This window comes from Coprococcus sp. AM97-35 (genome assembly GCF_027697525.1).
GTDB classification, from domain to species: domain Bacteria; phylum Bacillota; class Clostridia; order Lachnospirales; family Lachnospiraceae; genus Allocoprococcus; species Allocoprococcus comes.
The window spans coordinates 43,912-63,360 of record NZ_JAQESL010000014.1 but is presented as its reverse complement, the minus strand read 5'-3'; the positions used below and the strand labels follow the sequence as shown (position 1 = coordinate 63,360).

Below are 19,449 nucleotides of genomic sequence, written 5' to 3'. Positions count from 1 at the left end.
ATCAAAAATCAGATATAAAGTTTCTGATTAAATTTCTCCCCAAAATCCCTCCGTGGATAATTTTCCGCTTCTTTGGCAAGTTTTTTATTTAGCAAGTCTACAACCGCCGCATGTTTCTCCCGATGTAATAGTCGGGCAATCCATCTGCTCATTCTTTTTCCATGATATCTCCGGTATCTTTGCAGCCACCACAACAGACTTTTATCCCCTGCTTCTTTAACAAGCTCTTCCATTACATCCATTGCCTCTTCGGTCGGATTCCACGGATCTTCCATCGGGACAATATATTTTGCCGGAACTGCCGGATAACAGGTATAGTTCAGCGGAGGAAAATGTACCAGTTTTGCAAGTTTCCGTTCTGTATCACTTGTTGCCTTTTCTCCAAGGTATTCACATTTATCGCTCAGAATCGCCAGACGATATTCCAGAATCCGCAGATACTCATACCCTTTCACCCAGAAATGTCCCACATCTCCGTAATTATAAAGGTTCACCTCCAACGAAAGATCCTGGAAAAAAATGGTCACAACCGTTTCGCCCTGATATACGACAAGTACATATTCTCCATCCTCCTGGCTTAAAGTTGCGTCCAGCTCTCCTTCATAATCTTTCTGATAATGTCCGGTCATTCTTGCACCAGAGAATACCAGAAAGCTTTCCACTGCATCATTCATCAGATACACCAGACGCATTTCATCCTGGTTTTCCACATCTTTGTCTGGAAACAGAAGTTCAAACTGATCCTGACCGAGTAACTGGGCAAGCTTCTGGAAGGCCTCCGGAATTTCTTCATATGCATTTTCTGTATCCATGAACGCTTCCTCTGCTGACATATTTTCCTGTATTTCCAGTTCACTCATCTATTCCTTTTCTCCTTCATTTACCTCTTCCATATCCACACAGGCAAGTCCTCTGTTCTCCACATAACTGACACGGATCACTGCCTGCGACCAGTTGAGGCTGATCCTGGCAGCCTTCTGCTTCTCTTCTCCGGCTTTCCGGAGCAGATCCAAAAGTTTCTCCAAAACTTCTCTTGTCAGATAGCCACCTCTCCACTGAAAGGTCAATGTCCTGCCCTTCTTAGCCGCCTGCAGCGACCGTTTATAAACATCTTCTTCTTTTGTAAAGGAAAGTTTCTTCTCCCGATAATAAAAATGATCCCCATTCGTACAGACCGGTGCCGGTGCGATCAGCGGTTCATGATCCCGGAAAATCTTCTTGTCGTCCAGATTGAAATAATCATAGCGGATCTCCTGTCCTGCCGCACTGTGTTTACCAAGCGTATTGTCAAAAGTTGCATCCAGATGATAATATGTACCACCAATTTTTACGATATTCCAAGTATGACGGTACTTGATCCCTTTTTCCGGATTGTTACCACAGACTGCGATCATGCACCAGATTCCAAGCGCATCACAGAGTACTTTCACAGATTTTGCAATTCCTTCACATACGCCAACTCCATGTCCAAGTGGACCGATAATCTCATGGGAATACGCCTTTTTCAGCTTATCATAAGTCACATTATCACAGATAAAATCATGAATATATTTCTCCTTTTCCCATTCAGACAAATCTTTTGCCGCCCGCGCAAGTTTTTCTACTCTGGAGGACATTGCCCTCTGATGCTCCCGGATTTTATTTTTGTCAAACAGATACTCCGGTACAAAGATCAGATTCGGAGAGTCCTGATAGTATTTATACTTATATCCTGTCATCCAGAAAATCTCCGGATGATCCAGCCGAAGCCTGAAAAAGACATCATAAAGCTCCGCAATTTCTATGCGCGGTATCTGAAATTCATCCGCAAGTGCATTCGCTCCCTGCATGATTACATGGTATGCTGCCTGCTGCTGTTTCGTCATTTTGGTATAATAGAATGGTTCCATGAAAGTCCTCCTGCGCAATGTTTTGATTCTCCTATTATACATTTTTTCACGAAAACACGAAATGTTTTTCCTTGCTTTTTAACGAAAAGCAGAAATGTTTTACGCTAGTTTTTAACGAAAATAGAAAATGTTTATACCCATTTCTTAACGAAATCACAAAATGTTGGCCCTTTTCCACTTCTTTCAGACACATAAATTCCCTTCATTACTTATATAAAAAGGCTCCATATAACAGTTTTTACTGCTACATAGAACCTCTTCCATTCTTTTATTTCTCAGTTTCACTTGATACAATTGCCGGAATCCGGATCGTAACGATCGTACCTTCGCCCTCTTTTGACCATATCTGAAATCTGTATTTATTTTCATAAATATAGTCCAGTCTTTCTTTAATATTTTTTATACCGATATGTTCTCCTCTTTCCATACTTGACAGTTTACGCTGCGGTTTGCTTAATTCATCTAGTTTGTCCTGAGACATCCCTGCACCATTATCTTTTACAATAATCTCAACTTCATCTTCTTCCATTCTGATACGAATCGTAATGCATCCGTCTATTACTTCGCCTTCTTCATCCGTATTACATAGAATTCCATGAAAGAACGCATTCTCTACAAGTGGCTGTAAAATATTTTTTGCAATCAGATATGGCTCAACCCCCGCTTCAATATCAATAACACTTTTAAATATTCCTGTATATCGATATTTCTGAATCAGTAAATATTCTCTCACTACTTTAATTTCCTGCTCTACTGTATCATAAACATTATCCACCTCTATACGTAGTCTGTCCCTTAAAATCTGAATCATAGCTTTATTCACTGCAATCACATCTTCATTCCGGTTTTTCTGTGCCAGATATGTAATCATATTCATGGTATTATAGATAAAATGTGGATCCACCTGCGAAATCATCAGACCATACTTCAGTTGCTGCTCTCTCTTTTCCTGTTCGACCATTTCAACAATATTTTCCTGCAAACGTTTTGCCATAACATTAAATGAAGCGCCTACTTCTCCTATTTCATCTGTTGAATTCACCTCAATTCGTGCATCCAGATTTCCTTCTGCTATTTCATTCATTTGTTTTGATACATCCGTAAGCGGACCGGTAAAATGATTTACAATCGGGATCATAACTAACACAATTCCAAGCCCAAAACATAAAATCAGTATTTCTACCAGAAAAATCAGCGAACGGTTATTGTCCAGAATATCTTTTCTGCTCTGCCTGCAAATAATCTTCCACCCATCTTCTTCCGAAAAACGTACTGTAGTAATCCCATCTTCCTGCTGCCAATAACCTTCCTTATAGCTTTTTCCATACTTCATGTTTTTCAGAGTTGCGTTTACATCTATTTGTGTTTCCTTAACACTTGGCTGTAAAATCTGATTATTTTTATCAAGAAACAGATAATCGTTACTGTAATCTTTCATCTGGTTTGCAATATAGTACAACTGGTCAAAAGATGCTATAACAGTAAGATTGCCTTTCTGCCCATGATATATATATTCCATCGTATATCCATAAACCATGTTAAATATATTTCCAAATGCTGTATCTGATTCCCCGTCATAAGCAAAAGGATTCAAAAAACTTGTCTTTTTCCCTTTTAAATCTAATTCTTTTATTTCACTACAAATATGTTCTTTTACTTTATTCGAAAATCCTACTGTTGAAAAATCATATATTTTATCCGCCTTTTGGACATCCAGATAAATCCCGATGATTCCATATGACTGAATTTTATTTTTTACACCAAGCCGGGATAAAAAAAGACTTATTTTCGCATTATTTGCTTCATTCGGCTCCGACATATATTGATCTATTTTCTGAATAAGTTCTGGTTCTTCTGCCACAATCTTTGTAAATCTTACCAGCTCTTCAAAATTCTGATCTAACTGAGACATGATCTGCTCATTCAGAATCATGGTATCCTCTCTGTCTTTCACACTGATATTTCTATATACCAGTTCCGGTAATGCCATGAGCAATATTCCCATAATTACCAAAAACACACATAATTGTGCTATAACCAATTTATTTCTTAATTTCATGACCTCTTCTACTCTCCGGCTAATAATTTCCTGCGATATTGGTTCGGTGTCAGTCCTGTATATTCTTTGAAAATTTTACTGAAATACTGACTGGAAGTAAAACCTGTCTTTTCTGATACTTCATAAACCATATATTCTTTATCCTGGAACATTTTCTTTGCATTTTCTATTCTGACATTATTGATAAAATCATTTACCCGTATTCCAGTTTCTGTTTTAAATTTCGTTGATAACCAGGAAGACGTCACACCAACATGCTCCGCAACTTCCGCTGCTGTAATACTTGCATCACCATAATTCTGATTGATATAAGCCATTGCATTGATTGTCACATCGGAATAAATCATTTTTTCTTTCTCATTTTTCATTCGACAAATTTCTTCTATCTTGTATTCAATATATGCCTGAAGATCTGTTACTTTTCTAAAATCATAAGAACTGCATCCCTCGGTCATCAAAAATCTCTGACCGCTTGTTTCTCCAATCAGTTTTCCATCAAACAAACTAAGAGCCTCCAAAATATGTTCTATATATTCCAAGTATTCTGTAACATTCTGTTTTTTTTCTGTTTCATGCAATCGGTTTTCTATTTTTTCAATTTCTTCTGTTTTTCCCTGTTGTAAAGACTGATAAATTTTTTCTGATGAAATTTCTGACAGTTTCTTCTCATTTTCCTCTTTTCCATCATAACGCAGCTCCTGTAACTCTACTTCATTTTTTAAAATATTATTTTCCAGTTGTCTTTGATAATTTGTAAAATTAGACCGAAACTGCCTTACCATACTTCCATGCAAACAATAATATACATGATACAGTTTTTCTTCTCTGTTAATATATTCATACAGCTTTCTTGCAAAATCATAAATTCTGTCATTTATTTCTTTTTGTGAAACAATTCCTTTTCCGAATTCAAGCAAAATCAGATATTCATCTTCGTTTACCGGAAACCTGGCCCCTACATGAATCCCAGTATTTTCAGATACATTTTCGCACGCTCTTTTTATGAGCCGATTATCCAATGTCATCTGATTGTTATCAAGTGGAATATATTTCTTTAAAATCTTCGGAACCTTTCTTTGAGAAACGATAATATAATAATATTTCTTATGCAAACCTATATAATCATTTTCATCAAGAATATCTTTATATACCTCTTCTGAAATATTTTTTCTAAATAATTCCTCTAAAATTGCTGTAATTGTATACTGCTTTTTTGCTTTTTCTTTTATAATTTCTTCTTTTAATTTTAGTATTTTTCTTAAAAATCCATCTTCCTCCAGATCACTTTTTAAGATATAATCATCAATTCCTAACCGGATTGCCTGTTTTACATAATCAAAATTTTTATATGCTGAAAGGAACAGAATATGTGTATTTCCACCATATTCGCGAATTGCATCCCCTAATTCCAATCCATTTAATCCAGGCATCTTTACATCTGATATCACCAGATCCGGTCTGTGTGTCTTGTAAATTGCAAGTGCCTGTTCTGGATTTGTCGTTACCCCGATCAATTCAAATCCATGATACTCCCAATCAATAATATGCTCCAAATACTCCAGTGCCAGCTTTTCATCATCCACTAACAATACTTTTATCATATTTTCTTCCTCCCATTATGCCCTGTCAAATGCTGTCTATTCCGATTATACAGCGACACCCGGAGTATCGCAAGCTGACAGGATGCGTATACTCCGGGTGTCATTTAAATTATTTTTTATTGTGCGTTTGTTCTCACAAGCTCTTTTTTCAGCTTTCGTTCACTGATAAAGTTCATTACTCTCTGGTTGTTGTAAGTAAAGATCATAATAACCAGAAGGAAGATTCCAGATGCTGTATCCTGCAGCGAAGCTGAAAGTCCCATGCTGAGAAGTCCTGTCGTCAGCATATTTAAAATAAAGTTTCCGATAAAGATTCCGATTACCAGATTACAATACTGTTCAAGTGCCAGTCCAACATAAATTCCAAGCATGCAGTTGAAAATAATATTCGTACTTGACATGTACATCGGCGTATCAATTGATCCCTGTATAGAAATCTTCAAAAGTGCCGCAACTCCAAGGAATAATGATGAAACTACATAGCAGAGGAATGCTGTTTTCTTGGTATTGACACCTGAATTTTTTGCAATTCTCTGTGAACTTGCACATGCTCTTACATTATATCCAAACTTTGTATAGTTGAAAATGATGTAGAACAGTACAAACATGATCGCAAAAATAATCAAACAATACGGAAATCTTCCAAGTGTTGTAATTTCTCCGTTAATAGCTGTTACCCATGAAATACTTGCCAGGTTGGATAATGTCTCATATACCATGCAAACACCAAGTGCTGTAACAATTGCCGGAACTCTCAGTAACATATACATAACACCTGAGATTGTTCCAAGTACAATGCCCGCTCCAACCACAATCAATGCAAATGGTATCAATCCGATTCCGTAAAGATATACCATTTTTGCTCCGAACATTGCCGAGAGCATTACAACCGCACCTGCACTAAGATCCATTCTGTTACACAACATGTTCGAACACATTGCGAATGAAATTAGCGTAGGGGCCAGCGTTTGCTTCAGGTTCATAATAAGACTCGCCGGTTTTCCAAATGCTCCGCCGGAGCATATGAAAAACAGAAGATATACAAATACCGGGAGCATAACGACTTTGCATACATTTTTAACTGTATCTGATTTCGTTTTCATACGCCTTCCCTTTCCATATCCGTTAAAGTAGTAATTTATTTTCCATGTCTTGCAATTGTATCTTCAATACTGTAGTTCTTGCCCATTTCAAGCAGATCATCAGAAGATGCATTTTTATTTTTTGATTTAATCAGCTGATCAACTTCATCTGTTGTCCATGCATATACACCATCATTATGAAGGTATGTCATGTAATCAGAGAATTCCTGACCAGATTTACATACAATAAAGTTAACCGGTACTTCTACTTTGTCAAGAGCATTTCCTTCCAGTGCATTGTAGATAAGTACGAACGGGAATACTGCATCAGCATACTGTCCACCGATTGCACATACTGTTTCACCATTGTCAAGGCTTCCCTGACAATTTTCTGAAAGGTCACAGAATGCGATCTTAACCTGACCTTCACGTCCTGCTGATTTGATTGGTTCTGAGCAGTATTCAATACCAAGAAGTGTAATTGCAATACCATCGATAGAATCATCTGCTGCAAGGAAATCTTCTACTGCTTTTGTGAATTCAAGGCCTCTGTATTCACCAGCTTTTTTAACTTCCGGATGATCTTCAAATGCTTTCATCATACCTTCCCATCTTCTGTCATGGCAGGTAATTCCAGGTTCATAGCCAATTGCTGCAATGTTCTTGCATCCTGAATCAATAAGGCTTGTTACAATTTCATATCCTGCATCGTAATCTGCTTCATAAGATCCACCAACAAAGTAATCACTCTTGTAAACCTGATCTTTGATGCTTTCATCAATCTGTGACCAGCCTACACCAAGATAAACTTCATTTTCTTCACAAATTTTTAATCCCTGAAGGACTGCTGTTCCTGAGAAGTTTGTTGTGATAATACCATCAACACCCTGTGCACAGAGGTTTTCAATTGCAGAAAGATATGTTTCATCTGCAAAGTTTTCAATAATGTAATAGTTAAATTTTACACCATATGCTTTTCCAAGATAATCTGTGTATGCTTTGTATTTTGCGCAAAGGAAATCTGTTGTTGTATGGATAACTACACCAATTGTGTATTTACCATCCGGATCTCCACAAATTTCATCCTGACCTGATTTGTTTCCCCAGACTTCCTCTGTCTTTGCATCTTTTGTCTCTTTTGAACTGCTGTCTGATTTCTTGCTTCCTGAAGAACCACCACAACCGATTACAGAGAATACCATCATAACTGCTAATAAAACAGCTACTGCTCGTTTAATTCTTTTCATTTCTTTTCCTCCTCTTTTTCTCCTTGTTTCATCTGTTACTCCAGTACACCATCTTTGTTCTTTACATATGTAAGGAATACTAACAGTAACAGTACCAGTCCCTGAATTCCTTCAACCACACGTTCGTTAACACCCAGGATAATCAATCCATTTCTCAAAAGGATAACAGAAAAGCTTCCGACCACAGCTCCGATCATTTTTACTTTAGAACCTCCGGACAATGGCACACCTCCAAGTACCAATGCTGTGACAACGTTCATTTCCATTCCCTGACCAGTTGAAGTACTTACACTTCCGGCTCTTGCCATAAGGATAAATCCTGCAATACCTACCGTGATACCACTGATAATGTAAGCGATCATTCTGGTTCTATTAACGTTTACGCCTGCCTGCTTTGCAGCGGCTGGATTTCCTCCAATTGCTTTATTATCTTTTCCAATTGCTGTTTTTTCAAATAAGATATAGCAGATAATAAAGACTCCTAACAGCATTCCCAGCTTAAATTTCTGATTATCAAATTCAAAAAGTTCAACCGGAATACTATATTTCTGTGATGCACATACCGTATTTAAGATTCCACGACACATGTACATGATGCATAGTGATGTGATAAATGGCGAAACCTGCAAATATACGGAAACAACTCCGTTCAATACGAACCATACCAGTGCTGCAAGAATGTTTGTAATAAATACTACTCCTGCCGGTACTCCTGTGTTCGCAACTAAAATCGCAACTAAAACGCTGAAACCGATAACTCCACCGTATGACAAATCCATTCCGCCATGTGAGTATACGAAAATTGCACCAAATGCCATAATCGCAATATATACGGTCTGATTCAGAATACTGTTAATATTACCTTTTGTCAGCAGTTTCCCTTCTCCTCCGACCTGAAATATGATAATCATTAAAATGATTCCAAGGAAAGGAATTATTTTCTGAAGAATTTCTTTTGCCTTAGCTTTCTCTTTCACTTTTATCCCTCCTCCTAAACCATCTTCTTGATTAATACAGATTCATTTAACTCTTCTGACCTGGTAAATGAATCCTGTATCTGACCATCTTTCATAATCAGAATACGGTCACTCATTCCAATCAGTTCCGGAAGTTCTTCTGAAATCATCAAAATAGATTTTACTTCTTTTTTCAGGCGGTACATCAGCTGATACATAAATGCCTTTACACCAATATCAATTCCTCGTGTCGGGCAGTCCAAGATATAAATTTCTGACTCATTACCAAGCCATTTTCCAAATACAACTTTCTGTTTATTACCACCACTTAAATCACCTACGTTTTGTCCAATCTCTCTGCATTTAATGCTCATATCTTTTACCTGTTTATCGGTAAATTTCTTTTCAGCACCTTTGGTAATTACACCACCTTTTGCGATCATTGACAAGGATGGTAAAACGGTATTTTCCATGATACTTGCTGATAAGATCAGTGCTTCCTGGTCTCGGTTCTTGGATACATATCCAATCTTGTTCTTGATTGCCTGTTTTTCTGATGTAATCTTTTTTCCATTTCCAAGTTTTACTTCACCATACAACGGTTTAACATTTCCAAACAACGCTTTTCCAAGTTCATGCATTCCGCAATCTGTTAACCCACCTATTCCAAGGATTTCTCCTTTATGAAGTTCCAGTGAGACACCTTTAAGGCTATCTCCTACATACAGTTTTTCTGCTGAAAGCACAACCTCTTTCCCATAGCTTCCATCGTAATCACTTCGATAATAATCTCCGGTAAGTTTACGTCCTACCATCAACTCTTTTATCTTTTCCTCTTCAAACTCAGATTTTTCAAGTTCAGCAACAAACACACCGTCTCGCAAAACAATCAGCTTGCTGCAAACCTCCATCAGTTCTTCCAGGTCATGGGAAATAAACAGTACTGTCTTATTTTCCTTCTTCATGTTCTTAATAACCTGGTAAATGATATCCCTTCCTCGTTGAGACAAGGCGGTTGTTGTTTCGTCAACGATGAAAATCCTTGGATTCGTATACAGTGCTCTTACAACTTCAATCAGTTTTCTTTCTTCCAGACTGTATTTTATGATCGGATCTTCCGGATGAATATTGTCAATTCCGATTTTTTCAAGTGCCTTTCTTGCTTCCTGATACATCTTTTTTCTGTCAACAACACCATGTTTTGTAAACAACTGCTCTTTTCCGATAAAAAGATTATCTGCTACTTTAATTCCCGGAAGTGTTCCCATTTCCTGGGCAATCATACTGATTCCATGATTCTGTGCATCCAATGTGTCTGCTGGTTTATATGGTTTTCCGTCCAGAGTAAGCTCTCCTTCAGATTGCGGATAAACTCCGGAAATAATAGAGGAAAGAGTTGACTTTCCGGAACCATTTTCTCCGATCAGACCAATAACTTCTCCTTCATCAATGGTTACAGAAACGTCTTTCAATGCCTGAGTAAGTCCAAAGTTTTTTGAAATATGTTTTGCTTCCAAAATCACGCTCATTTCGTTGCCACCTCCCTCTTTCCTTCTTCTTTTATTATCCTAAAACAATTACATTCCATGACATTTTTGGTAATACCACAGAATTTGCAGCTGTTACCTCTTTCTCTTCCATTTCAACTGCATCCGGATGTTCAATTGTGTTCATTACAGAATAGTCATTTCCGGCAAGTACCAGATGTTTCTTTACTTTCTTATCTCCATATCCCTGTAAATCAACTTCAAATTCAACGTCCTCTTCCTGATCGCAGTTCAGAACGAAGATTCTTACTTCATCATTTTCCTCATTATAGATAACTGCTGGTTCAACAACATTTAATTCACCTAAATCGCACTGATATTTCGGTGCATCCACAATGGCTTTCTTAACAGTTCCATGTCCATATTTGCTGAGCATATGGAACGGATGATAAATCGCCTGTTTGAAAATTCCGCCTCCCGGAATTGTTGTAATCGGAGCAATCACATTGATAAGCTGTGCCAGGCAGGCAATTTCAACTGTATCTGCATTGTTCAGCAATGAAATTCCAAGTCCTCCAACAACAACTGCGTCCAGCAGACTGTATTTTTCCTGCAGAATCGGTGGCGCGATTTCCCATTTTCCAGCTGATGTCATCTCGAACGTTGTAAGTCCCATTAAATCATCCAGAGAATCCAGTTTGATGTCCTGGAAATTCCACACATTCCATTCATCCAGACAAATCTTTAAATCTTTATCAAAATGATTTTTAGCCTTTACATACTCAATAACTTTTGCGCTGTTTTTAATATGAGAATCCAGCTGTTTATAGGAAGCAAGATAATTTGTTGTACCCTGCCCAGAGTTCATTGTATAGTTATGAGTTGATAAATAATCAACCTGATTATAAAGATCTGTCAGCATTGTTCTGTCCCATTCCATATAGGTTGGTAACATTTCATAACTGCTTCCGCAGGCAACCAGTTTAATAGAAGGATCAACCCATCTCATGATCTTTGCTGCTTCAAGTGCTTTCTTTGTATAATCTTCTGCTGACAAATGTCCTGCCTGCCAGCTTCCTTCCATCTCATTCCCAAGGCACCAATATTTGATATTATATGGTTCTGGATGTCCGTTCTGGGCTCTCAAATCACTCCAATAGGTTCCACCCGGATGATTGCAATATTCAACCAGATCGCCGGCATCTTTAATACTTCCTGTCCCAAGGTTGACTGCGATCATCGGTTCAATACCAACTTTTTCTGCCCACTGGCAAAATTCATCAATACCGAACTGGTTTGTTTCAATACTTGACCATGCATAATCCATACGTTTTGGTCTTTTTTCTTTTGGTCCAATTCCATCATGCCAGTCATAGCATGAGACAAAGTTTCCACCTGGATAACGAATTACCGGAACGCCTAATTCTTTTACTAATTCCATGACATCTTTACGATATCCGTCTTCATCTGCATTTGGATGCCCCGGCTCGTAGATTCCTGTATAAATGCTTCGTCCCAGATGTTCTGTAAAAGACGAGTACATTTTGTCATCAATTTTTCCAATGTCGTAATGGATGTCACTAAAGCATTTTGCTTTTTTCATTTCTCGTTCCTCCCTTAAACTTTCATATTCTCCTGTCGTTCATTTCAAACGATTCTTTGTTATGTGAATATTTTAGAATGGCGCCTGTTTTTTCACTATATTCATTTTTTATGTGAATGTATAAAATTTTTTGGTTTTATAAATTTCTTCCAAAAAATGTGTAATTTTTTTAAGTTTGTTAAGTATTCTGCATAATTTCAAACAAAAGTCACAGTCTTTTACATTAAAAAAGTCCCATATGGCAACCCTTTCCGTCACCATACAGGACTTCTCCTTCTTTTCCTTTTATTCAACATTCTTCGTTGCAACAATATCCACGCCCGTGTCCGCCACATTTTCAAGAATCACATCCCCAATATGAACCGGAGCCGGGACTTCAATTCCTTTGAGCGCCTTCACACATTCAAAGATCTTGCCCTTTGGGATATCTTCTTTCGTCTTCACCGATACCATATCGATGCTTCCGCCGGACACCCGCACGGTCGAAGTTACGATTCTCGTTGGATTCGTCACTTCTTTTCTTGCGTATACATCACCGCGTTTACAGGTATTTCCCGTGACGCTCACTACTTCTTCCCCATTCATTACAACTGTAAGAGGACAGCCCATCGGACAGCCGATACATGTCAATTTTCTCTCTTCCATCGTCTACGCCTCCTCAATCTTTACTGTGATGGTCTGCAGATCCGGATATTTCAGAAGCTGCTCTTTTGTCAGCTTAATCTCTTCCATCTCACCTGGTGCAACAACCGGACGTTTTCTGTGGATCACTCTTTCATCATCAAAATATGCGCTGATATAACAATTCTTATAGACACCGCCCACGCGGAAACGCACGGTCAGCTTTTCATCCATCCGGTCTACGTTAATCGTTCCCGGAACTGTATAACGGACACCTTCGACTGGATTCATTTTAATCTCTTTTCCGCCCTGTCTGCGTTCTTCTCCCTGTTTGACGTATTCCGCAGCATTTCTTCCTGCAGTTCCGGCTTCTTCCGATACAAAGTCAACCAGGTCATGCACATGCAGGACATTTCCACAGGCAAATACGCCTTCGATGTTTGTTTCCAGGCTCTCATTTACCTTCGGTCCTGATGTGACAGGGTTCATATCCACGCCCATGCCTCTTGAAATTTCATTTTCCGGGATCAATCCTACGGAAAGAAGAAGCGTATCACAGCTGTATTCTTCTTCAGTTCCCGGAATTGGTTTTCCGTGACTGTCCACCTGTGCCAGTGTAATGCCTTCCAGACGCTCTTTTCCTTTGATATCGACAACCGTATGGCTCAGCTTCAGCGGAATGTCATAATCATCCAGACACTGTACGATATTTCTCTTCAGTCCTCCGGAATACGGCATCAGCTCTGCAACAACCTTAACCTTTGCGCCTTCAAATGTCATTCGTCTCGCCATGATCAATCCGATGTCGCCGGAACCAAGGATCACAACTTCCCGCCCCGGCATATAGCCTTCGATATTGACCAGTCTCTGTGCCGTACCTGCTGAGAAAATACCCGCCGGACGATAGCCCGGAATATTAAGTGCACCTCTGGAACGCTCACGGCACCCCATTGCCAGAACAACTGCCTTTGCCTGAATCTCGAAAAGACCTTCCTCCCGGTTCATTGCGGTGACAACCTTCTGTGGACTGATATCCATAACCATTGTATTCAGCTTGTATTCAATATTCAGTTCTTTCGCCTGATCAATAAAACGTCCTGCATATTCCGGTCCGGTCAGTTCTTCCTTAAATGTATGGAGTCCGAATCCGTTGTGGATGCACTGATTCAGGATACCGCCAAGTTCTTTATCTCTTTCCAGGATCAGGACACTGTCCACTCCGCTTCTCTTTGCCGAAATTGCAGCCGCAAGTCCCGCCGGTCCTCCTCCAATGATAACAATATCATAAGCTCTCATGATGCAATGCCTCCCTTTTATAACGAATCCTTATTAGTACCTGTGATTATTTTAGAATCTCCACCGGATTTTGTGATCTCGAACATACTCACATGGCGTTCTCTCGCCAGGATCTCCATCGTTCTCGGTGAACAGAATCCTGCCTGACAGCGTCCCATTCCGGCTCTTGTCCTGCGTTTTACCCCATCCAGAGATTTGGCGCCGAGCGGTCTGTTGATCGCATCCATGATCTCGCCTTCTGTAACCATTTCACAACGGCAGATAATATTTCCGTATTCCGGTTTCTCTTTGATCAGTTCCATTCTTTCTTCCTTGCTGAGTGTATTCGGATCCAGAACGCCCTTTCTTGTTGCGATAAAATCTTCTTTTTCTTCCAGATTCATTTTATCTTTGAGGATCTGTGCCACCATTTCTCCGATTGCCGGTGCACTGGTAAGACCCGGTGATTCAATGCCTGCACAGTCAATAAATCCTTTTGCATCCTCCACTTCCCCGATCAGGAACTCATGTCCGTCCTCATGTGCACGAAGTCCGGCAAATGAAGTAATCACCTGACGGAGCGGAATATTTTTTACATTCATCTCTGCCCTTTCGATCACCTGATCCAGACCTTCTCTTGTTGTATTGGTTCCTTCTTTATCTTCGATATCGATCGCCGTTGGTCCAAGGATCAGATTACCGTGAACCGTCGGTGCAACCAGAATACCTTTTCCATATTTTCCCGGAAGTGCAAAAATCGTCTTGCTCACATGACTTCCCGCACTCTTATCAAGCAGACAGTAATCTCCTCTTCTAGGGGTAATATGGATCTTCTTCTCACTTACCATATTATGAAACTTGTCTGCATAGACTCCGGCTGCATTTACCACATACCTTGTCCGGAAAACCCCGTTATTTGTATGGATCTCCCATCCTTCATCTATTGGTTTAAGATCCGTAACTTCCGTATCAAATTTGAACTCCACACCATTTACATTTGCATTCTCAGCCATTGCAATGTTCAGATTAAACGGACATACAATTCCGGCTGTCGGTGCATAAAGTGCGGCATACGCCTGATCGGAAATATTCGGTTCCATTTCTTTCAATTCCTCACGGTTAAGAATTCTTAACTCCTTAACACCATTTGCAACGCCTCGGTCATACAGTGCCTGAAGATTCGGCATATCCTCTTCATGCAGACATACAACCAGTGAGCCATTTTTCTTAAATGGGAAATCCAGATCCTTTGAAAGCTGCTCCATCATCTGATTTCCCCTGACATTCAGTTTTGCCATCAGCGATCCTTCTGCCGCATCATAACCGGCATGGACAATTGCACTGTTTGCCTTAGAAGTACCACAGCATACATCCTCTTCTTTTTCGATTACACATGCCTTCACTTTATAACGTGACAGCTCTCTTGCTGTTGCTGCACCGGATACTCCAGCTCCGATAATTATTACATCATACATTCCCAGATCACTCCTTAATAACTGTTTTTTCTTCCTGAACTTCCTGCTTATGAAAAAGAGCCTGCCAAGTAAACGCATTTCCCTATGCGGTTATCCTGTCAGGCTCTCTCATCTCATGCCATTACCATTTTCAATTCTGAACTTTTACCACGGAATTGCCCCATACAGTAATACTGCTGCGATTGCTCCGATGATTGGTCCGATGATCGGTACAACCAGACCGTATCCGAAGTTTGAATCACCTTTTCCTTTAATTGGAAGTACTGCGTGTGCAAGTCTTGGTCCAAGATCTCTTGCCGGGTTGATCGCATAACCGGTCAGTCCGCCAAGTGACATACCTACTGATACGATAATTCCGAATACAAATAATTTGTCAACGCCTGTGGAAAGTCCTGTCACGTTTCCAATTCCTTTGATCGCAAATACAAGGATAAATGTTCCAACTGCCTCACTGAAAATATTCAGTCCTGTGTTTGCAATCGAAGGTCCTGTACAGAATACACCAAGCTTTGTTCCCGGATCTTCTGTTGCGTCAAACTGTCCTTTGAAAAGTAAATAAACGATGCATCCTCCTACGAATGCTCCTGCAATCTGAGCGATGATATATCCAGGAACCATCGACCATGCAAAACTTCCGTCCACTGCAAGTGCGATCGTAAGTGCCGGATTAAAGGAAGCTCCTGAAGCCTCTCCGAAAATAAATGCCGGAAGCAGAACTGCAAGACCCCAGGCAAATGTAATCTGAACCGCACCGGCACCTTTCATACCGGATTTGTTAAGGTTCACATTTGCTACTACTCCATCTCCAAGAATAATAAGTATCATTGTTCCAAGAAACTCTGCTATATAAGGTAACATAATAAGTCCCCCTTTTCCCTATTCAATGTCCTGTTTTCATTTCCTTTTTACTGTCAAAATCTAATTTTCTTTCGCCCATCCGTAAGCATATTTGACAGCCTTATTCCAGCCTTTGATCCGTTTTTCTCTTTCTTCATCTGAAATCTTTGGCTCGAATGTCTTATCAATTGCCCAATTCTTAATAACATCCTCTTTACTTGCCCAGTATCCAACTGCAAGACCTGCAAGATAAGCAGCTCCCATTGCGGTTGTCTCTACACACTGTGGACGGTTAACCGGTGCATTGATGATGTCAGACTGTGTCTGCATCAGGAAATCATTTGCACTTGCTCCACCATCAACCTTAAGTGCTGCAAGTTCAATTCCGGAGTCAGCCTTCATTGCTTCCAGAACATCATTTACCTGATAAGCAAGGGATTCCAGAGTTGCGCGGATAATGTGATATTTATTAACACCACGTGTAATTCCTACGATCGTTCCTCTTGCATACTGATCCCAGTGCGGTGCTCCAAGTCCGGTAAATGCAGGTACTACATAGCATCCGTTTGTATCTTTTACTTTCTTAGCCATGTATTCTGAATCCGGTGCGGAATCAATAATACGAAGTTCATCTCTCAGCCACTGGATTGCAGCTCCTGCCACGAAAATTGAACCTTCCAGTGCGTAATTTACTTTTCCATCCAGTCCCCATGCGATGGTTGTTACCAGTCCGTTCTTTGAGAAGATCGGTTTCTCACCGGTATTCATCAGCATGAAACATCCGGTTCCATATGTATTCTTTGCTTCGCCTGCATTGAAGCATGTCTGTCCAAACAGTGCGGACTGCTGGTCTCCTGCTGCTCCTGCGATTGGAATCGGTCCACCGAGGTAAGAAGGATCTGCTTCTCCATATACACAGCTTGACGGTTTTGGTTCTGGAAGCATGCATTTCGGAATGTTCAGCTCTGCAAGGATCTCATCATCCCATTCAAGCGTATTGATATTGAACAGCATCGTACGGGAAGCGTTTGAATAATCCGTTACATGAACTGCACCTTTTGTCAGTTTCCAGATCAGCCATGTCTCAACTGTACCGAATAATAATTCTCCCTTTTCTGCTCTCTCTCTTGCTCCCGGCACATTGTCAAGAAGCCATTTTACCTTTGTTCCTGAGAAATACGCGTCGATAACAAGTCCTGTTTTTTCTCTGAATTTATCGGTAAGTCCTTTTTCCTTCAGACTGTCACAATACTCAGAAGTTCTGCGGCACTGCCATACGATTGCATGATGGATCGGCTCTCCTGTCTCTTTGTCCCAGACGATGGTTGTCTCTCTCTGGTTCGTAATACCGATTGCTGCAATGTCCTCTGCTTCTGCCCCAATCATGTTCATTGCTTCAACGGCTACACCAAGCATACTTGCCCAGATCTCATCTGCATCATGTTCAACCCAGCCCGGTTTCGGGAAATACTGTGTGAATTCCCTCTGTGCAACGCTGCACATTTCTCCTTTTTCATTGAACAGGATACATCTGTTACTTGTTGTTCCCGCATCCAGTGCCATTACATACTTAGCCATACTCTTTTTTCCTCCTTTAAAATAAAAATCGTTGCTTTGCATGTTTTATAGTAAAGCGGATATTCTATGCCGCTTCGCTACTTACTCATCCTCAAATACCTGTACTTTGTTTAAATACATTACTCCTGTTACTTTTGTTTTACATTTTCCAGACTTCGTGATTCGTAGATGAAACTGCGATCGCTCCAGCTGAAAGTGCCGCCATCACAGATTCTTTGTCCGAGATCAGACCGCCTGCAATGATCGGCGTCTTTGACATTTTACAGACTTTTCCGATCACCTTCGGCATCACCCCCGGAAGTACTTCGATATAATCAGGCTTCACGGCGTGCTGTTGCTGCCTGATATTCTCATATGCCATCGAATCCAGAAGGAAATATCTTAGGACTGTGAACATCTTAAGTTCCTTCCCCCTTTTAATCAATGCAGCTTTTGTGGAAATTATTCCATCTGCTTCTGTATTTTTCCGGATAAAATCTACGACAATTTCCTTACTGCTAAGACCGCTTATCAGATCTACATGAACCATCGCAACCTTCCCGGAATCTTTTATCTGTTGGACGATCTCACGAATCGAACAGACATCTCCAAATAAAATAAACACAACCCGGATATCTTCCAAAGAACAGCAGATTTTTAAATCATCCATGTTCTTTACTGCTGCAATGATCGGATTCTCTTCTACTGCTTCATAAAAAAATCTGCTCATCATATCACCCTTTTGCCGCTTTTAGAGTACAAAAAAAGAGCGTTGCCTACCAACAGCCTTCCGGCTGTCTCTCTTACATTCGCTCTCCTGTCACGGCATCTCTCTTCAATTCAATTACTTCCTCAACTGGCTTCACTATATCATATTGCATAAATTTTTTCAATTATTTTTTAAAAAAATATACTTTTTGTATGATTTCTACAATTTTCATGTCATAAACAGGACTGTTATTTAATTTAAACTGTTTTTCTTTATGCAACTTTTTCGTTACCTTATTGACAATATTGTTAAAACAAAAACTTAGAATGAAGTCCGCAAAATCGGAATCGCATTGATCACCGGTTCTTCATAAGGATGGACCTTTTTGACTGCTTCAATTGTCTTGTCAACCGCTTCGGTAAACACTGTTACCTCCACTTTCACTTCAGGCTCTTTACTGATCTCACCTGTGTTTCCTATATACGGATTACATCCTTCAAGCGGACGCCAATACCCGGTTACCTCGCTCGATGACATACAGGAATCGTAGTTACCGATATGTCCTGCATCTACTTCCTGCAGAGCTCTTTGTAATGCAGGCAAGTGCGTTTCCGGAATGAAAATTTCCAGTTTGCAGTATTTGAAATCCATGGTTTGATTGCTCCTTTCTATTACTATACAATTCTATAATATACTACCATTCTTTTTCATATCCAATAACAAGACCATAATCCTTCTCACGTGCTATTCTTTCAGCAACCTCTATGTATCTTTCTTTTTCCTGATTATTCTTTTGCAAAATCAAACTAACAAGTCGATTTTTCATACCTGCTTTATCTAAAGTCTTTAGTAAACTCGTTTTGTACATTCCAAGCTTATCATTTTGTGCATTTCATTGCAATACTCTTTGAAAACGAAACTTTTTTCCGACATGTTATACAATTTACAATTTTACTAAACAATGTTTTGTACAGTGAAATATGTATCTGTTTTCTTTTTTACACAAAAAAGCCTTCGAACTGATGTTTTAAATCAATTCAAAGACTTTTTC

Annotated in this window: 17 protein-coding genes; all 17 read right to left on the bottom strand. The window is 39.7% G+C overall.

The genetic code is table 11. The features are described from left to right. Positions 1-8: 8 nt before the first annotated feature. Positions 9-860: a DUF3878 family protein gene (locus PG840_RS11010; RefSeq protein WP_270613650.1), complete on the bottom strand. Its 852-nt coding sequence runs from the start codon at positions 858-860 to the stop codon at positions 9-11. After that, positions 861-1,889 carry a transglutaminase domain-containing protein gene (locus PG840_RS11005; protein WP_270613649.1) on the bottom strand — a complete coding sequence of 343 codons (1,029 nt, stop codon included), beginning with the start codon at positions 1,887-1,889 and terminating at the stop codon, positions 861-863. It lies immediately after the preceding gene. A 268-nt stretch (positions 1,890-2,157) separates the two neighbouring features. After that, a complete protein-coding gene (locus tag PG840_RS11000; RefSeq protein WP_082438230.1) occupies positions 2,158-3,948 on the bottom strand; it encodes a sensor histidine kinase in 1,791 nt (596 codons plus the stop codon). Positions 3,949-3,956: 8 nt separating this feature from the next. Next, positions 3,957-5,549 (bottom strand): response regulator, encoded by a 1,593-nt coding sequence (locus tag PG840_RS10995; RefSeq protein ID WP_117834576.1) that lies wholly within the window; start codon positions 5,547-5,549, stop codon positions 3,957-3,959. Positions 5,550-5,665: 116 nt separating this feature from the next. After that, positions 5,666-6,652 (bottom strand): ABC transporter permease, encoded by a 987-nt coding sequence (locus PG840_RS10990; protein ID WP_055247455.1) that lies wholly within the window; start codon positions 6,650-6,652, stop codon positions 5,666-5,668. A 35-nt stretch (positions 6,653-6,687) separates the two neighbouring features. Then, positions 6,688-7,878, bottom strand: a complete 1,191-nt coding sequence (locus PG840_RS10985; RefSeq protein ID WP_117834575.1) for a sugar ABC transporter substrate-binding protein — start codon at positions 7,876-7,878, stop codon at positions 6,688-6,690. A 35-nt stretch (positions 7,879-7,913) separates the two neighbouring features. Then, complete coding sequence (locus PG840_RS10980; RefSeq protein ID WP_055247451.1) at positions 7,914-8,855, bottom strand: ABC transporter permease; 942 nt, start codon at positions 8,853-8,855, stop codon at positions 7,914-7,916. A 14-nt stretch (positions 8,856-8,869) separates the two neighbouring features. After that, positions 8,870-10,363 carry a sugar ABC transporter ATP-binding protein gene (locus PG840_RS10975; RefSeq protein WP_270613648.1) on the bottom strand — a complete coding sequence of 498 codons (1,494 nt, stop codon included), beginning with the start codon at positions 10,361-10,363 and terminating at the stop codon, positions 8,870-8,872. A 34-nt stretch (positions 10,364-10,397) separates the two neighbouring features. Further along, positions 10,398-11,924: an arabinosylfuranosidase ArfA gene (gene arfA / locus PG840_RS10970; protein ID WP_055247446.1), complete on the bottom strand. Its 1,527-nt coding sequence runs from the start codon at positions 11,922-11,924 to the stop codon at positions 10,398-10,400. Positions 11,925-12,209: 285 nt separating this feature from the next. Next, positions 12,210-12,569 carry a DUF1667 domain-containing protein gene (locus PG840_RS10965; protein ID WP_055260332.1) on the bottom strand — a complete coding sequence of 120 codons (360 nt, stop codon included), beginning with the start codon at positions 12,567-12,569 and terminating at the stop codon, positions 12,210-12,212. A 3-nt stretch (positions 12,570-12,572) separates the two neighbouring features. Continuing rightward, a complete protein-coding gene (locus PG840_RS10960) occupies positions 12,573-13,841 on the bottom strand; it encodes an NAD(P)/FAD-dependent oxidoreductase (RefSeq protein ID WP_270613647.1) in 1,269 nt (422 codons plus the stop codon). Between the two features lie 17 nt (positions 13,842-13,858). Further along, positions 13,859-15,295, bottom strand: coding sequence for an NAD(P)/FAD-dependent oxidoreductase (locus PG840_RS10955; protein WP_270613646.1), 1,437 nt, complete (start codon positions 15,293-15,295; stop codon positions 13,859-13,861). A 144-nt stretch (positions 15,296-15,439) separates the two neighbouring features. Next, positions 15,440-16,153: an MIP/aquaporin family protein gene (locus PG840_RS10950; protein ID WP_022220047.1), complete on the bottom strand. Its 714-nt coding sequence runs from the start codon at positions 16,151-16,153 to the stop codon at positions 15,440-15,442. A gap of 60 nt (positions 16,154-16,213) precedes the next feature. Beyond that, positions 16,214-17,710, bottom strand: a complete 1,497-nt coding sequence (gene glpK / locus PG840_RS10945; protein ID WP_117557315.1) for a glycerol kinase GlpK — start codon at positions 17,708-17,710, stop codon at positions 16,214-16,216. Between the two features lie 139 nt (positions 17,711-17,849). Further along, positions 17,850-18,419 carry a glycerol-3-phosphate responsive antiterminator gene (locus PG840_RS10940; RefSeq protein ID WP_117557314.1) on the bottom strand — a complete coding sequence of 190 codons (570 nt, stop codon included), beginning with the start codon at positions 18,417-18,419 and terminating at the stop codon, positions 17,850-17,852. 300 nt (positions 18,420-18,719) lie between these two features. Beyond that, positions 18,720-19,049 carry a divalent cation tolerance protein CutA gene (gene cutA, locus PG840_RS10935; RefSeq protein ID WP_118218607.1) on the bottom strand — a complete coding sequence of 110 codons (330 nt, stop codon included), beginning with the start codon at positions 19,047-19,049 and terminating at the stop codon, positions 18,720-18,722. A 43-nt stretch (positions 19,050-19,092) separates the two neighbouring features. Continuing rightward, positions 19,093-19,266, bottom strand: a complete 174-nt coding sequence (locus PG840_RS10930; protein WP_173690587.1) for a hypothetical protein — start codon at positions 19,264-19,266, stop codon at positions 19,093-19,095. Positions 19,267-19,449: the final 183 nt, after the last annotated feature.

Bases quoted from the DNA above. Each gene is read 5' to 3' on its own strand.
- PG840_RS11010 (WP_270613650.1), bottom strand. From the start codon at position 860: ATGAGTGAACTGGAAATACAGGAAAATATGTCAGCAGAGGAAGCGTTC.
- PG840_RS11005 (WP_270613649.1), bottom strand. From the start codon at position 1,889: ATGGAACCATTCTATTATACCAAAATGACGAAACAGCAGCAGGCAGCA.
- PG840_RS11000 (WP_082438230.1), bottom strand. From the start codon at position 3,948: ATGAAATTAAGAAATAAATTGGTTATAGCACAATTATGTGTGTTTTTG.
- PG840_RS10995 (WP_117834576.1), bottom strand. From the start codon at position 5,549: ATGATAAAAGTATTGTTAGTGGATGATGAAAAGCTGGCACTGGAGTAT.
- PG840_RS10990 (WP_055247455.1), bottom strand. From the start codon at position 6,652: ATGAAAACGAAATCAGATACAGTTAAAAATGTATGCAAAGTCGTTATG.
- PG840_RS10985 (WP_117834575.1), bottom strand. From the start codon at position 7,878: ATGAAAAGAATTAAACGAGCAGTAGCTGTTTTATTAGCAGTTATGATG.
- PG840_RS10975 (WP_270613648.1), bottom strand. From the start codon at position 10,363: ATGAGCGTGATTTTGGAAGCAAAACATATTTCAAAAAACTTTGGACTT.
- arfA (WP_055247446.1), bottom strand. From the start codon at position 11,924: ATGAAAAAAGCAAAATGCTTTAGTGACATCCATTACGACATTGGAAAA.
- PG840_RS10965 (WP_055260332.1), bottom strand. From the start codon at position 12,569: ATGGAAGAGAGAAAATTGACATGTATCGGCTGTCCGATGGGCTGTCCT.
- PG840_RS10960 (WP_270613647.1), bottom strand. From the start codon at position 13,841: ATGAGAGCTTATGATATTGTTATCATTGGAGGAGGACCGGCGGGACTT.
- PG840_RS10955 (WP_270613646.1), bottom strand. From the start codon at position 15,295: ATGTATGATGTAATAATTATCGGAGCTGGAGTATCCGGTGCAGCAACA.
- PG840_RS10950 (WP_022220047.1), bottom strand. From the start codon at position 16,153: ATGTTACCTTATATAGCAGAGTTTCTTGGAACAATGATACTTATTATT.
- glpK (WP_117557315.1), bottom strand. From the start codon at position 17,710: ATGGCTAAGTATGTAATGGCACTGGATGCGGGAACAACAAGTAACAGA.
- PG840_RS10940 (WP_117557314.1), bottom strand. From the start codon at position 18,419: ATGAGCAGATTTTTTTATGAAGCAGTAGAAGAGAATCCGATCATTGCA.
- cutA (WP_118218607.1), bottom strand. From the start codon at position 19,049: ATGGATTTCAAATACTGCAAACTGGAAATTTTCATTCCGGAAACGCAC.
- PG840_RS10930 (WP_173690587.1), bottom strand. From the start codon at position 19,266: ATGTACAAAACGAGTTTACTAAAGACTTTAGATAAAGCAGGTATGAAA.